This window comes from Acidithiobacillus sp. HP-11 (assembly GCF_015100075.1).
GTDB lineage: Bacteria > Pseudomonadota > Gammaproteobacteria > Acidithiobacillales > Acidithiobacillaceae > Acidithiobacillus > Acidithiobacillus thiooxidans.
The window spans coordinates 1-15,262 of sequence record NZ_JACKYY010000028.1 but is presented as its reverse complement, the minus strand read 5'-3'; the positions used below and the strand labels follow the sequence as shown (position 1 = coordinate 15,262).

At 53.6% G+C, this 15,262-nt stretch carries 11 protein-coding genes; 6 read left to right on the top strand and 5 right to left on the bottom strand.

Translation table 11 applies throughout. From position 1 onward, the window contains the following. Positions 1-231 precede the first annotated feature (231 nt). From H7F08_RS09355 to H7F08_RS09340, 4 genes are all read right to left on the bottom strand, one after another. A complete protein-coding gene (locus tag H7F08_RS09355) occupies positions 232-1,083 on the bottom strand; it encodes a DUF1641 domain-containing protein (protein ID WP_193640402.1) in 852 nt (283 codons plus the stop codon). 62 nt (positions 1,084-1,145) lie between these two features. Beyond that, on the bottom strand, positions 1,146-2,432 hold the full coding sequence (locus H7F08_RS09350) for an NAD(P)/FAD-dependent oxidoreductase (RefSeq protein WP_010638587.1): 1,287 nt from the start codon (positions 2,430-2,432) through the stop codon (positions 1,146-1,148). A 164-nt stretch (positions 2,433-2,596) separates the two neighbouring features. Beyond that, on the bottom strand, positions 2,597-4,051 hold the full coding sequence (locus tag H7F08_RS09345) for a cryptochrome/photolyase family protein (RefSeq protein ID WP_193640401.1): 1,455 nt from the start codon (positions 4,049-4,051) through the stop codon (positions 2,597-2,599). Between the two features lie 75 nt (positions 4,052-4,126). Continuing rightward, on the bottom strand, positions 4,127-6,622 hold the full coding sequence (locus H7F08_RS09340) for a penicillin-binding protein 1A (RefSeq protein ID WP_193640400.1): 2,496 nt from the start codon (positions 6,620-6,622) through the stop codon (positions 4,127-4,129). Between the two features lie 95 nt (positions 6,623-6,717). Between H7F08_RS09340 and gltX the strand changes: the two genes are divergently transcribed. Together gltX and cysS are read left to right on the top strand one after the other, a co-directional pair. Continuing rightward, positions 6,718-8,214 (top strand): glutamate--tRNA ligase, encoded by a 1,497-nt coding sequence (gene gltX / locus H7F08_RS09335; protein ID WP_193640399.1) that lies wholly within the window; start codon positions 6,718-6,720, stop codon positions 8,212-8,214. Further along, the gene (gene cysS / locus H7F08_RS09330; RefSeq protein WP_193640398.1) at positions 8,214-9,614 is read left to right on the top strand and encodes a cysteine--tRNA ligase; all 1,401 of its coding nucleotides are present in this window, start codon (positions 8,214-8,216) and stop codon (positions 9,612-9,614) included. Before gltX ends, cysS begins: the two co-directional genes overlap by 1 nt. 27 nt (positions 9,615-9,641) lie before the next feature. On the opposite strand, the gene H7F08_RS09325 is transcribed toward cysS, so the two are convergent. Beyond that, entirely contained in the window at positions 9,642-12,107 is a 2,466-nt protein-coding gene (locus tag H7F08_RS09325) for an Rne/Rng family ribonuclease (protein WP_226842687.1), read from the bottom strand. Between the two features lie 200 nt (positions 12,108-12,307). Between H7F08_RS09325 and rluC the strand changes: the two genes are divergently transcribed. From rluC to H7F08_RS09305, 4 genes are all read left to right on the top strand, one after another. After that, the gene (gene rluC / locus H7F08_RS09320) at positions 12,308-13,261 is read left to right on the top strand and encodes a 23S rRNA pseudouridine(955/2504/2580) synthase RluC (RefSeq protein WP_193640397.1); all 954 of its coding nucleotides are present in this window, start codon (positions 12,308-12,310) and stop codon (positions 13,259-13,261) included. Continuing rightward, positions 13,258-13,920, top strand: coding sequence for an HAD family hydrolase (locus H7F08_RS09315; RefSeq protein WP_031575276.1), 663 nt, complete (start codon positions 13,258-13,260; stop codon positions 13,918-13,920). Before rluC ends, H7F08_RS09315 begins: the two co-directional genes overlap by 4 nt. 10 nt (positions 13,921-13,930) lie before the next feature. After that, on the top strand, positions 13,931-14,143 hold the full coding sequence (locus H7F08_RS09310) for a hypothetical protein (protein WP_035211420.1): 213 nt from the start codon (positions 13,931-13,933) through the stop codon (positions 14,141-14,143). A 174-nt stretch (positions 14,144-14,317) separates the two neighbouring features. Next, the gene (locus H7F08_RS09305) at positions 14,318-15,178 is read left to right on the top strand and encodes a multidrug resistance efflux transporter family protein (protein WP_193640396.1); all 861 of its coding nucleotides are present in this window, start codon (positions 14,318-14,320) and stop codon (positions 15,176-15,178) included. Positions 15,179-15,262: the final 84 nt, after the last annotated feature.

The following is a 15,262-nucleotide window of genomic DNA, read 5'->3' as shown; positions in this document are numbered from 1 at the left end:
ACCGGCTGGTGTTTTCCTAAAAACGGCAGTTGCCGTGGGTGCTTTGCAGCGACTTTTGTTTTGAGCCGTTGTTGTTCTTGGCGAAATCCTGCACCCGTCAGGAGATCTGTCTGAGCCCGCAGGGCGAGTTCTCTCCTGATAGCAAAAAGCACCCACGGCAATTGCCGTTTTTAGGTTCAATGATCAAAATGCGTTGTTCCTCCGGTACCACCCCCTGAAACAATAAAAAGATTAATCTTTGTGCTTGGGCAGAACACCCGCTTTTTCGAGATAAACGGGCAATACAGCCACCACGCGCATACCCCGTTGAACATCGGGATCCTTGAGCATGTGATACAGACCGGATAGTCCTCCGGCTTTGCCGGTGGCCTCATGTTCGGCAGCATCCGCAAGGGCGGCAGCCATTAATTTTCCGCTTTGCATCAGGCTCGCGGCGGAATTGACCAGCGGATTGCCTTGGCTTTTCTGCACGAGTTGCCCCAGTAAGCTTTCCAGATCAATAGTTTCAGCAAAAAGACCGATCTGACGACTGAGGTCTGCAACGCGATGCAGGTTGCCGTCATCCTGCATCTGTTTCAGCAGGCGCAAAGCCTCGACAATGGTGGTATCAGCTGAGGTTTCCTGCCAGATATCACCCAGTTCCTTGATTTTGGCCACCACAGCACTACCTGCGGGCCCCTGAAGAAAGTCCATAACGGCATTTATTTTCGGGATGATTTCGCCAAACATCTGCAGGGCAGATAACCATTCCGCCAAAGGCATTTCATGGAGTTTACTCAGCAGACCGGGGATGAAAGGCTTCATTAATGCTATGCTTTCGGTCACAAAAGCGGCATTTTCACGAATGAGTGACAAAAGACCGCTTTCACGCAGGACTTTAAGCGTATCAAGCAACTCTTCAATGCTACCTTCCAGATCATAGCGTTCATTCCATGTGCCGGCTTTGAGCGCCAGGTCCATGGGCAGGTTTCCTGCCGGGCTACCCATAAAGCTTTCGCTACCATGGGCAAGGTCGCCCAAGCGGGCAAGACCTGCCCATTGTTCTGGTGTGAGTTGAGGGGTGAAAGATTCTTGTGCTGCCATAATGCATCTCCCTTGATTCATATCATGCCAATAGTAAAAGAGGGCCTCGCGGCCCTCGTTTTTCAGGCTGCGAAGAGTTTTTCGGCCAGTAATTTAGAAGCATCAAGCCCCCATTCCGGCATTTTACCTTTCGTCTTGAAGAAGAGATTTTTGTACTGCATTTTCAGCAAGAAGGGCATATGGCCCATTTTCAGAACCTGATCAGGACCACCAAACCAGCTGTTGGAACGAATATAAAAGGCCTGATTATTCCCCATGTCACCAATACAATAGACTACGGGTTCCAGAGGCTTGTCGGCTTCCGCCGGAGCCATTTTCCCCAGATCCTTGGCGATTTGCTTGGCGACAATTTCGCTTTGGGCGTGACCAATTCCGCCCAGCTTCGGCACCGTAATGGCAGCCGCGTCACCCGCTGCAAACACATTGGGATACTTGGGATTACGCATGGTCACATCGGTTACCACAAAGCCTTCATTATCACTGATGGGCAGTCCCTTCATGAAATCATGGGGAACCCAGTCCGGGAAAACCAGTTTCAATTCGGCTTCAATGTTTTTACCGCTGGCCAGTTCAATACCGTCCTTGGTTATCCGGGTAATATCTTTGGCTTCATTAACATAATTAAAACCCATGCCCCCGGCGATTTCGAGAAGCTTGCCCACTACTTTTTCACCAGCATCTTCAGCAATCAGGGAAGCTGGGGTAAACACCGTGACTTTATCAGGACCACCCTTGCCATGCTGACCTAACCAGGTAGCCATGGACAACATGGTTTCGACGGGCGGACCTTCACAGGCGGCTTCGGCAGTGGGAAAAGCATGACCACCATATAACTTGATGTCTTTGGTCCCATCGCCTTGATGGAAACGGGCAGAACCAATGGCTACCGGGCCACCTTTGTATTCATGGGCCAGGAAGTGACGCAATTTGTTACCGTAGTAAAAATCGCTGACCGTATGGCCGTGTTCGGCAAAACCTTCGATTTTATCATAGGCCAAACGATTACCTACGGCGACAACCAGATAGTCATAAGACATGCTTTCGGGCGCAGCACCGGGACGCTCGTTCGGTACAAAATCCACACGCTTGGCATCCGGATCAATGGCTTTGATTTCGGCCTGAATAAAACCAATATCATCTTCATCCAAAGTGCTCGGGATATCCATCGCCAGGGTTTTACTGGGATCGCGTCCCTCAAATACTTCGGCGGGCACATTAGGCACAAATAACAAGAAATTCTTACGATCAATAACGGTGATACGCACCGACTCTCCACACAGTTCACGCACTTTTTGTGCTGAAGCGAGACCGGCAAAATTACCACCAAGAACGACAACATGAGGCTTCATAGGTGTTCCCTCCGTTTTTTCGTCGTGAAATTGCAATAATCAACATCCAAATTGAATGAATGTCTCCTTATTGAGAGTAGTAGATAATCTCAAAAGTTCAACTAAAAACTTTTTGGATGGTTTTCCGGTTAATTATATTAATACGGTTTTATATTTTTATTGGATTATAAATTATAAGATTTTGCCAGATTATTTTTCTTCAGTTTCTCGAAAATATCCAGGGCCTGCTGTCTGGCTTCATGATGATCAATCAGCCGTTTAGGATAATTGCCTCCCAGAACCACCCCTGCCTTTTTAAGAAGGTCCTGATCTGCCGCCCAGGGCTGGTGAATAAAGCGATCGGGCAGAGCGGATAATTCCGGAATCCAACGGCGCAGATATTTTCCTTCGGGATCAAATTTTTCTCCCTGTAATACCGGGTTGAAAATCCGGAAATAGGGAGCTGCATCTGCGCCCGAACCGGCAACCCATTGCCAGGAGGCGCTGTTATTAGCCAGATCCGCATCTACCAGGGTATCCCAAAACCAGGCTTCTCCGTCTTGCCAGGAAACCAGAAGGTCCTTGATAAGAAAGCTTGCGCAAATCATCCGGACCCGATTATGCATCCAGCCACTCTGCCAAAGTTCGCGCATACCTGCATCGACAATCGGATAACCCGTTTGTCCAGACTGCCAACGTTCCAGCAAAAGCGTATCTTTTTGCCAAGGAAAATCGGCAAATTCCGGACGCAGTGGGGTATCCGGCAACTGCGGAAAATGAAACAGTAAATGCCAGGAAAACTCGCGCCAGCCCAGTTCCCGCAAAAAATGCTCCCCTTCATCCGTAAGCTCAGGATGTTGACGCAAGTGAAAACGCGTTTCCTGCCATATCTGACGAGGACTGATTTCACCATGACTCAGGTGCGGAGAAAGTCGGGATACGGAATTTTGGGCAGGAAAATTCCGCCCCTCACTGTAGTTCACCAGTGATTCATCCAAAAATTGCTGAAGTCTGTTTTTGGCGCCGGTTTCACCGGGGGCCCAGAATTCCGAAAAGCGTTTAGCCCAATTGGGCTTTTGTGGAAGCAGATGCCACTCTGCCAGAGTTTCAGTTACCAGGTCTTGGGTCAGTTGATGCGGTAAAGCCGAAAAATCGGGTTCTGGTAATGCTGGTGCAATGCTGAAGCGAGCCAGGAGGCTTTTCCAGAAAGGTGTAAAAACCTTATAAGGTTTCTCGTCATGATGATGCAGCCAGGGTTCAACCAGGCAATCACCCGTAAAAGAGCGCACAGCAATACCCTGGCTGCGCAACTCGGCCTTGATGGCGGTATCCTGAGCTATTCCAGCAGGATCATAGCGGCGATTCCAGAAAACCGCTCGCGCCGAAGTTTCAGCAATGATTTCCTGCAAAATCTGCAGAGGCTTCCCGCGTCTGAGTATTAAAGGCAAACCATACCGGGCAAGAGATTCCTGTAATTGTTGCAGACTATGATGCCGCCACCAGAGCTCGGCAGTGCCAGCCTGCTCATCCGCATCAAGAATATACAGCGGTATGACTACCCCCTCCTGGGAGGCTTCCCACAAGGCCGGATGATCAGCGAGACGAAGATCCCGGCGCAACCAGACAATCGTAATGGTCATCCTGTAGCCCCATAGAGTAGATAAACCAAGCCGCTAACCAGCAGATAAATTATCGTCTGCTGCAAGCGGCGTTCCTCAGAAAAGGTTCTTGATGGTATCCATCAATTTACTCCCCGTATCCGTTCCTGCACCGCTACTGGTTGAAGCCGTGGAAGAAGTGGGCGCAATGGGGGGGTAACCCGCCAGATAATCACTGACACCAATGACGTTGCTGCCGCCACTGATAGTGGGCCCGGTGACCGAAGGAGGACGGAAAAAGCCCGTCGCCGGATATCCCGCCATAGCGGTACGCATGAAGTGAATCCAGATCGGCAATGCTTCACGTGCCCCGGCTGCCCAGCGTCCCATGGTATGGTTGTCGTCATAACCCACCCAGACGCTGGTGGTCATGCGTGGACTGAACCCATTGAACCAGGCGTTGTTTTCATTGTTGGTGGTACCGGTTTTGCCGGCAATATCATTACGTCCGAGGCTTTGCGCTGCCACACCCGTACCAATTTTAATGACCTGCTGCATCATTTGCGTCATCAAATAGGCGACGCCTGGCGGTATGGCTGTCTGTTGGGGTGGGGGAGCATAACCCATGGGGCAGTTCAGCAAGGAAATCTGGGTTCCCCGACCATTGACGATTTTGGTAATAAGATAAGGGTGGGGTAGAAAACCACCGCTGGAAAATACCGAATAGGCTCTGGCCATTTGCAGCGGGCTGTAATCTCCGGCACCCAGGACCATGGAAGGTACCTCTGGAACCTGCTTGGCAGGAAATCCAAAGCGCTGCACATACTGGGCGGCGTAAGGTATGCCAATATCCATCAAAATGCGGACACTGGGCACGTTGTGGGAGTACGCCAGATTGGACCATACCGGTATGGGCGTGTTCGAGAACTGCTTGCTGTAGTTGGTCGGCGCATAAACCTGCCCATCGGGCAGGGTGATGGACAGAGGGGTATCCGGTATGGGGGTCTGGGGCGTCATGTAAGTGCTTTGACCGGATGCTAGCAGTGCCGGTGCATCCATGGCTGCTGCATAGACAAAAGGTTTGAAGCCTGAGCCGGGTTGCCGATAGGCAAATACCGCACGATTGAAGTGGCTGAGTTCGTAGCTGAACCCGCCCACCATCGCGTGAATAGCGCCGTTGCGGCTATCGAGACTGACCAGCGCGCCCTGTACCTTTGGAATCTGGGTAAGCTGCCATCCCGGATCCTTTCCAGCGGAAGACCAGACATTGGCACCCCATTCCTGCCCGGCACCAGCGGTCATCGCATGAACGTAGGGACGCAGCCAGATCAGGTCGCCACTATGTAAAACACTATCGACCTGACTGGGCAGGGGACTGTTGAAACGCAGACGGGCCCAGCGCACATCACGCAGGGTCATGTTGATGTTTTTCTTGCCCTCCAGTGAAACCGTAGCCGTTTTGCTATTGGCAGTGATGACTACCCCCCATTTCAGGTTGGCCGGGTCATGAGGCGGGAGGGCATCGGGACGCTTTCCGGTAAGGGCCGTTTGCAGGGCATCGCCACTCAAACGGGCAACAGGCCCACGATAGATTTTCGGGTCCATGCTGGAAAGTCCCATATCGTAGTTTTCCAGTCCTACGGCTACGGCTTCGTTGGCGGCAATCTGGTCTTTGGGAATGATGCTGGTGTAGACCTTGAGTCCTGAGCGATAGGTGAAATCACTGCCAAATTGCTGGGTCAGCCAGCTTGCGATCCAGTCGGTGACGTAAGGAGCACTATCCGAAGCCTGGGCATGGAAACGGGATAGAACAGGTTCAGCATTGGCCTTGGCGGCTTCAGCCCTGGTAATATAACCGCGATTTACCAGACGTTTCAGAACATAAGCGCGGCGTTTTTTGGCAAGATCCGGATTCATGACTGGATTCAGTACCGAGGGTGCTGGCGGGAGTCCGGCAATGGTGGCCATTTCCCCCAATGTCAGTTGTTCGACACTCTTGCCGTAATACGTGCGGGCGGCAGCCTGAACGCCGTAGGCCCCCTGACCCAGATAAATTTTATTGAGATACAGTTCCAGTATCTGTTTGTGACTGAAGTGGTCCGCCAGTTTGTAAGCCAGTAAAATTTCCGCAATTTTACGGGTGATGGTTTTTTGTGGTGTAAGGTAAAAATTACGGGCAACCTGCTCGGGGATGGTGCTGGCCCCCTGTACAGGAGACATATGGATCAGGTCGACCAGCGCCGCACGTATGATGCCCGGATAGCTGACCGGATAGTACAGTGGATTATTACTGTAAAAACGGGCGTTCTCTGCAGATATGAAAGATTCCTGCAATTTGACCGGAATCTGGTCAATCGGCAGGGCATAGCGCATTTGCGGACCGACTTCCTGGAGCAACGACCCGTCCGCCGCATAAATCCGCAGAGGTTCATCGGGATGCCATTCTTTCAGCTCATGAACGGGCGGCAGGGTTTCCCAGATGCGATACACATAAATGCTGATCCCAATGAAAATATTGATGATGATCAGCGCGATGATCAACAAAATCCAGCGTCCATAACGAGGACGTTTGGGTGCCTTGCCACGCGCACGGGGGCTGCCAGTTTGAGCCATGCTATTTCTTCCATTTCCTGAATGCTTGGCAAAAGAGAGAGGAGACTGCCTTTTACCAAGTATCCTGTTGCCGTTTTGTCATTGCGAGACGGCTTATGGCGCAATACTATACCACCATGAATCTAAAGAGTCGCTTCGCCCCTAGCCCCACCGGCTATCTTCATCTGGGAAACGCCCGCACCGCCTTGTTTGCCTGGTTGGCAGCACGGGCTGTTGCGGGCCGTTTTGTTCTGCGGCTGGAAGATACGGACCAGTCCCGCTCACCGCAAATGTATGAAAAAGCCCTGCTGGAAGACCTGCGCTGGCTGGGTCTGAACTGGGATGAAGGCCCCGAAATAGGCGGCCCGGTGGGTCCTTACCGGCAGATGGAACGCCTGGATATTTATCATCAATACTACGAAACTCTACTGTTAGCGGGGCAGGCCTACCCCTGCTATTGCAGTGCCGAGGATCTGGCCGCAGAACGGGCGGTGCAACGGGCCTCCGGCAAGGCACCGCGCTATGGCGGACGGTGCCGGCATCTGAGTGTGGAGCAGCGCCGCGATCTTGAAGTCAGGGGTATTCAGCCGGTGTTGCGCTATCGGGTACCCGACTCGGGAATGTTGACCGTACCCGACCGGGTCTGGGGTGAGCGCAGCTATGCCCTGGCTGATCTGGGTGATTTTGTCATTCGCCGCAGTGATGGCAGTCCGGCCTTTTTCTTCGCCAATGCGCTGGATGACGCCCTGATGGGGGTGAATCTGGTGTTGCGCGGAGAGGATCATCTCAGCAATACCCCGCGTCAGATTCTGATTTTGCAGGCGTTGGATTTGCCCGTTCCCGAATATGCCCATCTGCCCCTTCTGCTGGGTAGTGATGGTCAGCCTTTATCCAAACGTCACGGCGCGGCCAGTTTGCGTGATTTGCAAATTCAGGGTTATCGACCGGAGGCTGCGCGCAATTATCTGGCCCGTCTCGGTCATCATTATGCGGAAAATGACTTGCTGGATGATCAGACGCTGGCTGCGGGCTTTTCGGTGGAAAAAATAAGTCGTGCGCCGGGGCATTTTGATGACGTTCAGCTTCAGCATTGGCAGCGTCTGGCTCTGCAGGCGTTGAGCGACGCACAGCTCTGGGAGTGGCTGCTCGCTGCCAATTCATCCAATATTGAAAATCGTTTATTGGAAAAAATGTTGAAGGCTGTTAGTGAAGATGAAAATCTGCAAACACAGTTTGTCGCCGCAGTGCGCGCCAACGTGCTGTTTCCCGAAGACGCCGTGGATTGGCTAATACGTTGTTTCGCCGATGAGGCATTCGCTGCCTTGGAAAAAGAGGACGCAGCACTTGCCGCCCTTGCGGAAACGCCTGCGGAATTCTGGCCTTTGGCTGCGATGCTCCTCCAGCAGTCAGCCGGAGATTACCGGATTTGGACCAAAACCCTGCAGCAGGAAAGCGGATTAAAAGGAAAATCTTTGTTTATGCCCCTGCGGGCAGCCTTGACAGGACGCAGTCATGGTCCCGAACTGGCAGCCCTCCTGCCTTTAATCGGTATGGAGCGCGCGCAACAGCGCCTGCTTACTGCCGCCAGCGTATTATCTGAAGTGAGAAAGTAATGTCGCCATCCCTGCCATCTATTACTCTTTACGACACCCTGCAGCGTGACAAGACCATTCTGGAACCGGCAACGCCGGGGCAGGTGGGTATTTATGTTTGTGGCATGACAGTCTATGACTACTGTCATCTGGGTCACGCCCGGGTCATGGTCACTTTTGATACGGTGGTGCGTTATATGCGGGCACGGGGCATGAAAGTGACCTATGTTCGTAATATTACCGATATTGACGACAAGATTATCCGTCGTGCGCTGGAGCAGGGCGAGTCTATTCAGGCGCTGACCGCGCGTTTCATTGAGGCCATGCACGTCGATGAAGCCGCCTTGCTCTGCCAGAAACCGGACCTGGAGCCGCGTGCTACGGAGCATGTAGGCGCCATGCAAAACATGATTGCCGAGTTGATTGAACGGGGACATGCCTATGCAGCTGCCAACGGCGATGTGTATTACGCCGTGCGCAGTTTCCCTGACTATGGCAAGCTTTCGGGTAAATCCATAGATGAACTCAATTCGGGTGCGCGCGTGGAGTTGGGCGAGGATAAACGCGATCCCCTGGATTTTGCCCTCTGGAAAGCGGCCAAGCCCGATGAACCCTCCTGGTCTTCACCCTGGGGTGAAGGTCGGCCCGGCTGGCATATAGAGTGTTCGGCCATGTCTGCAGATGCCTTGGGCTGCACTTTTGACATTCATGGTGGCGGCGCCGATTTGCAGTTTCCGCACCATGAAAATGAAATTGCCCAATCCCAGGGGGCAGGGTGCGCCTTCGCCCACTACTGGATGCATAACGGCTTTGTGCGCATCAATGACGAAAAAATGTCCAAGTCCTTGAATAATTTTTTAACGGTGCGCGAGCTTCTGCCTCTTTTTTCAGGCGAAGTACTGCGCTTTTTTATTCTTTCCAGCCAATATCGCAGTCCCTTGCATTATAGTGAAGAAGGATTGGAGCAGGCCCGTGCCGGATTGACGCGCCTATACACGGCGCTGCGCGGCATGCCAGCGCGCCAAATTGTGCCCGAATTGGGCAGTGAATGGCGGGAGCGCTTTCATAACGCCATGAGTGATGACTTCCATACTCCGGCGGCGCTCGCCACCCTTTTTGATTTTGCCCGGGAAATCAATCGCTTGCGAGATGAGCAAAGCGAAGTTGCCGCACCCTTGGCTACCCTCCTGCGCGAACTGGCAGCCATGCTGGGAATATTGCAGGAAGACCCGGAAAGCTATTTCCGGGGTTCCAATGAAAGCGATAATGCCTGGATTGAAGAGCGCATAGCGGCCCGCCTTGCCGCCCGCCAGAAAAAAGATTTCGCGGGTGCAGATGCCATTCGTGCGGAATTGGCTGCTGCAGGGATTATTCTGGAAGATGGCCCTGCCGGCACCAGTTGGCGACGGCAGGGAGCCTGAATTGCCGAGCAGTAGCCGCTTTACGAATTAATCGTCGTTAAGTGGCAGGGACTGCTGACCGGGGTCTTCAACACTTTCTGCAACGTCCCCTACTGAAACAGCCGCTGTTGCTGCCGTTTCAGTAAACAGCGGCAAATGCCAGTCTTCAGGACTGGTTACCGTCGCTGCTGATGAGGAGCTCCCGGTGGCAGAAGGTTCCGCCAGCGCAGTCACTGGCTCTGCAGAGAGCTCTGCTGCTTCAGAATCAGAGGACTGGACGGACTCTGTTATGGAGCTCGTGGTTTCAGGGGCTGAATCAGGCTGTATCTCCACTGCTTCCAATGTTTCCGCCCGGGTTTCTTCATGAGCTTCCGCTGGCGCTTCCTCGGCAGCTGCAATGCCAGCAGGCTCGGTAGCGAGACTCTCACTAAGCACTGCTGTGCTCACCGGAGTGGCTACCAGCATTTGATGCCAGTCGTCCGTGGCAGGAACCGGCCCGGGATAGATCAGCAGTTCACGCGGCGCCGGCTGTTCAGGCTTTGCCGGCGTTTTGGCTGCTGCTTTAGGCGCTGCATGAGTGGTTTCCGGTGTGGTTTCCCCGGCCTCCATTTCCTGAGCGTTTTCGTTCTCTCCTGGATTACCCTGGGTCGAACGCCGGGCTCTGGCCCGCCGACCTCCGCGCCGCCGACGGCGGCCCCGGTTTTCTTCGCCGGAATTTTCTTCGACTATTTCCTCTTCAGGAGCAGGCGGCGTTTCACCGCCATTACTTTCTGCCAGAAAGGTAGCTGCGTCCACCGGGACATAACGCGATACCAAAGCGCGTACCAGACGGGCGAGAATCCCCTCTTCGGGCGCGGCAGCCTTGTTGCTGCTGCCAGTATTTTTGCTTTTGGCTGCTGGCGCCGGAGTGCGGAGCGGGGGAAGAACGTCGGGCGGTGGTGGCGCAGTCAGCGGACTGAGCGCCGCAGATTCGGTACCAGGGCGGCTGGGACGTGCGGGTAAAGCATTGTTCAGGTTTTGTGGCAAAGTCCGCGTGGCGCTCGCCTCCATGCGGGTGCGCTCAATGTTGTAGTGCGGGGTTACCAGCTCCGGCTTGGGAATGATGACAATGCGGGTTTCTGTTTTTGCCTCAAGTTCGAGAATCGGCAGACGTTTCTCGTTGAGCAGATAAACGGCCACATCCACCGGTACTTCACACTGCACTTCAGCAGGACCGGGTTTCATGCATTCTTCCTGCAGTAAGCGCAGCACATGCATGCTGGTCGCCTCACAGCCGCGAATCTGGCCCGTACCATTACAACGCGGGCAGGGTTCCGTAGAAGCTTCTTCCAGGCTGGCTCCCAGCCGCTGCCGGGACATTTCCATCAAACCAAAGCGGGAAATACGGCCGAGCTGTACCCGCGCCCGATCCAGCTTGAGGGCTTCCTTGAGCTTGCCTTCCACTTCACGTTGATGTTTAGGAGACTCCATATCAATGAAGTCCACCACAATCAGGCCACCCAGATCCCGCAGACGGATTTGCCGGGCGATTTCTTCCGCCGCTTCCAGATTGGTGCGGAAAGCGGTTTCGGCAATATCCTGACCCTTGGTGGAACGGCCGGAATTGACGTCCACGGCAACCAGCGCCTCGGTATGATCAATGACAATGGCCCCGCCCGACTCCAGCCGCACTTCCCGACTGAATGCCGATTCAATCTGCTGTTCAATTTGATAGCGGCTGAAGAGGGGCACGTCATTATCGTAATGTTTCAGGCGGTGCACCATTTTCGGCATCATGGCGCCCATAAACTGCACGGCAGCGTTATAGGCGCCTTCCTCATCAATGAGGACTTCACCAAAATCTTCCGAAAAGTGATCGCGCAGGGCCCGCACGACCACATTCCCTTCCTGGTAAATCAGAAAAGGGGCGGCACGGGGTGCGGCCGTATCGACAATGGCCTGCCAGATTTGTTTCAGGTATTCGAGATCACGATGCAGCGCCTCAAGTTCTTGACCAATGCCAGCAGTACGGGCAATAACACCCATATTTTCGGGAATGTCGAGAAGTTGAAGGTGCTGACGAATCTGGGTGCGATCATCGCCCTCAATGCGTCGGGAAACGCCGCCCGCCCTGGGATTATTGGGCATCAGGACCAGATAGCGACCAGCCAGACTGACAAAGGTGGTGAGGGCGGCACCCTTGCTGGAGCGCTCTTCCTTGTCCACCTGAACAATGACTTCCTGACCTTCGCGAATCAGCTCTTGAATACGCTTGCGGCCCTGGCCGGATTCCTGTTGCTGGAAGTATTCCCGGGCAATTTCCTTGAGCGGCAGAAAGCCGTGACGTTCGGCCCCATAATCAACAAAAGCCGCCTCCAGACTGGGCTCTACGCGGGTGATTCTGCCCTTGTAGATGTTGCTCTTTTTTTGTTCCTTGTAGGCGCGTTCAATATCCAGGTCGAGGAGTTTTTGACCATCTACCAAAGCCACCCGCAACTCCTCTGCATGGGTAGCGTTAATCAACATCCTTTTCATAAGTTCTTCTTTCTCCGGCGCTCAACCCGCATGCTCAATAAAAGCAGGCCGGGGAGCGCAGCGTTTGTAATTGGGACCGAAAGGCTTGCCCTTCGATGCTAAAAATGGGGGCCGCACCTTGTTAGCGCAGCGTCCTCAGTCGCAATATATGCCATAAAAGAATAGAATCGCAAACGAAAAAATGCAGGGGCGGTGAAAATATGGCGGAAAACGGAGTGCGACAGTGGCTGGTGACCGATGCGGATGCGGGCCAGCGTCTCGACAATTTCCTCCTGCGGGTTATGAAAGGCGTACCCCGTTCCCACATCTACAAAATTCTGCGTAGTGGCGAAGTGCGGGTCAATAAAGGCCGGGCGCGGCCGCATTACCACATTGCTGTTGGCGATGTGCTGCGCCTGCCGCCGGTGCGCGTTGCTGAGCCGAGTGATCCGGCCATTCTTCCTGCCCATCTGCGCGGACAACTGGAATCGGCGGTTCTTTTTGAAGACAGCCATGTCCTGGTACTGAACAAACCCAGTGGCCTCGCAGTTCATGGCGGTTCCGGTTTGAGCTGGGGCATTATTGAAGCCCTGCGCCAACTGCGGCCTGAAGCCCGCGAACTGGAACTGGTGCATCGCCTGGATCGCGACACTTCCGGTTGTCTGGTGCTCAGCAAAAAGCGCTCGGCATTGCGGGCGCTGCATGAGGCCTTGCGCCAGGGGCAGATGGAAAAACAATATCTGGCCCTGACCCTGGGTGACTGGAAAGACAAAACGCGCTCTGTGCGCCTGGCCTTGCGCAAAAACACCCTGCAATCGGGAGAACGCATGGTGCGGGTGGATCCGGTCGAGGGCAAACCCGCACATACGCGGTTTACGTTGCTGGAGCATTTCCCAGGTGCGGCTTTATTGCAGGCCGATCTGGATACCGGGCGTACCCACCAGATCCGGGTACATCTACAGGCCATAGAACACCCGGTGGCGGGTGATGAAAAATATGGCGACGCGGCTTTCAATCAGCGCATGCGCAGTCTGGGTTTGCGCCGCCTGTTCCTGCACGCGGTCAGCATTCGTTTTACGCATCCTCGTGATCAGCAGCCCATGCATATCCAGGCCCCGTTGCCTGCAGAGCTGGAAGGATTACTTCAGCAATTACGTCAGGAGTCCAAATCATGAATCCCGTGCTGCAGGATCGCCGTCTGATTATTTTCGACTGGGACGGCACTTTGATGGACAGCATTCCCACTATTTGCCGATGCCTCGCCCATGCATTCGCTTATGCCGGACTGGCCGATCGCGGTGAAGAGCAATATAAGGAAATTATTGGCTTAGGCCTTGGTGATGCGCTGGCGGTTCTCGCCCCCGATGCGGACGAAAACTTGCGTTCCCGCATTCTGGAGGGGTACCGGAATTGCTTTTTTGCCACCCCGGCAGTCGATATGCCACTTTTTCCTGGCGTGGAACAGACGGTCATTGCCCTGGCGGATGCCGGTTTTGAAATTGCCGTGGCAACGGGCAAGGCGCGCCGTGGTCTGGACAAGGTGCTGAACGAAAACCCGCACCTGGCGGCACGCATCAGTGCCAGTCGTTGTGCGGACGAAACCCGTTCCAAGCCCGATCCCCTGATGCTCGAACAGCTCCTGGATCATTACGCGTTGCCCCCCGAAGCCGCCGTCATGGTCGGAGATACCGTCCATGATATGGAAATGGCCGTAGCTGCAGGAGTGCTGCCTTTAGGGGTACTTTGCGGCGTTCATGATACCCAACGATTGACTCAGGCAGGTGCGGCGCTTTGCTTGCCTGATCCGAGTTTTTTGCTGCGTGAGGTTGGTTGAAGCTTTATTCATGCTATTCATTAAACGCTTTCAGGTCGGGCAAGATCGTATCAAGCGCAAGCTGGAAGAAGTCGTGACCCGTTTAGGTTCCTTGGAGGTCAGTGTTGCGAGTGTGCGCCGGGACATTGCCCATAACAAAGAGAACACAGCCACCATCAGTGTGCGCGTGGATCGTCTGATTGAACGCTTAGACCGCATCGAGCGCCGCCTGGAGCTGTCTTGAGCCAGCACAAAATGAACGGTTTCTGATTTTGCCTCATAAGGGCCCGGACCAGGCAGCAGGCTGGTCCGGTTCAATCAATGGGTTGAGGACTAGACCAGTCCGGCCCATGAGACACAATGATGCATTGCGTCTGATAAAAAGAGTTAATAATATCAACGGGTAAAAGGGTGGAAAGTGTTTGATAAAAAATTCAAGCATTCATTTTCTCTGGCGATCAGCGCGGGATTACTTTCATCCTTATTTTTCAGTGTGACCTTTGTACTGAATAAAGCTCTGGACAACGCTGGTTACAGTTGGCAATGGTCTGCTTCCCTACGTTATTTGATCACACTGCCCATTCTTTTGGTTATATTCCTGTTTGTAAAAAATAAGCGACCGTTGCTGGATTCACTGAAAAAGCGCCCCATACTTTGGATGCTTTGGGGAACGGTGGGTTTTGGTCTTTTTTATGCACCTTTGACCTTAGCCGCTTTTTATGGGCCAGCTTGGTTAGTTGCGGGATTATGGCAAATTACGATTCTTGCCGGAATGCTCTTGGATGGATTGATCAGTCGGAATCACGATTCGGAAACATGTCCAAGACGCTTTCCCTGGCGTTCTTTTGTCATATCACTGGCAATGCTGTTTGGGGTGCTATTGATTTTGTGGGATCATCTCATGACAACGACTTTTCATGATAGCTTGTTTATTGCTCTACCGGTACTGCTGGCCTGTTTTGCCTATCCCTTGGGTAATCGGATGATTATCAGCAGAATAGATCCGGCTGTGGGTTCCATGGACCGCATGCTGGGGATGACCATCGGCAGTCTGCCATTTTGGTGTGTTTTGGGTATTTGGGGGCAGACTGAGTACGGCTGGCCCCCGTTGCAGCAGGTTGGCCTTGCTGCGCTGATTGCTGTCAGCTCTGGTGTCGTGGCTACGGGGCTGTTCTATTATGCAACCCGCTCAATGTACCCTTGGCCTGATCGTCTTGCTGCCGTGGAGTCTACCCAAGCTGGGGAAGTATTGTGGTTCCTCGCTGTTTTAAGTGGGTAGCTTGAGATCCAGCTTACCCAGTACGAGGTAAGCCATGTTAATAAAATTCTTGTGGGTGCGATAGCCCCGTGCCCTGGATTTGGC

Coding starts and splice junctions, on each gene's coding strand:
- H7F08_RS09355 (WP_193640402.1), bottom strand. CDS start 1,083: ATGGCAGCACAAGAATCTTTCACCCCTCAACTCACACCAGAACAATGG.
- H7F08_RS09350 (WP_010638587.1), bottom strand. CDS start 2,432: ATGAAGCCTCATGTTGTCGTTCTTGGTGGTAATTTTGCCGGTCTCGCT.
- H7F08_RS09345 (WP_193640401.1), bottom strand. CDS start 4,051: ATGACCATTACGATTGTCTGGTTGCGCCGGGATCTTCGTCTCGCTGAT.
- H7F08_RS09340 (WP_193640400.1), bottom strand. CDS start 6,622: ATGGCTCAAACTGGCAGCCCCCGTGCGCGTGGCAAGGCACCCAAACGT.
- gltX (WP_193640399.1), top strand. CDS start 6,718: ATGGCGCAATACTATACCACCATGAATCTAAAGAGTCGCTTCGCCCCT.
- cysS (WP_193640398.1), top strand. CDS start 8,214: ATGTCGCCATCCCTGCCATCTATTACTCTTTACGACACCCTGCAGCGT.
- H7F08_RS09325 (WP_226842687.1), bottom strand. CDS start 12,107: ATGAAAAGGATGTTGATTAACGCTACCCATGCAGAGGAGTTGCGGGTG.
- rluC (WP_193640397.1), top strand. CDS start 12,308: ATGGCGGAAAACGGAGTGCGACAGTGGCTGGTGACCGATGCGGATGCG.
- H7F08_RS09315 (WP_031575276.1), top strand. CDS start 13,258: ATGAATCCCGTGCTGCAGGATCGCCGTCTGATTATTTTCGACTGGGAC.
- H7F08_RS09310 (WP_035211420.1), top strand. CDS start 13,931: ATGCTATTCATTAAACGCTTTCAGGTCGGGCAAGATCGTATCAAGCGC.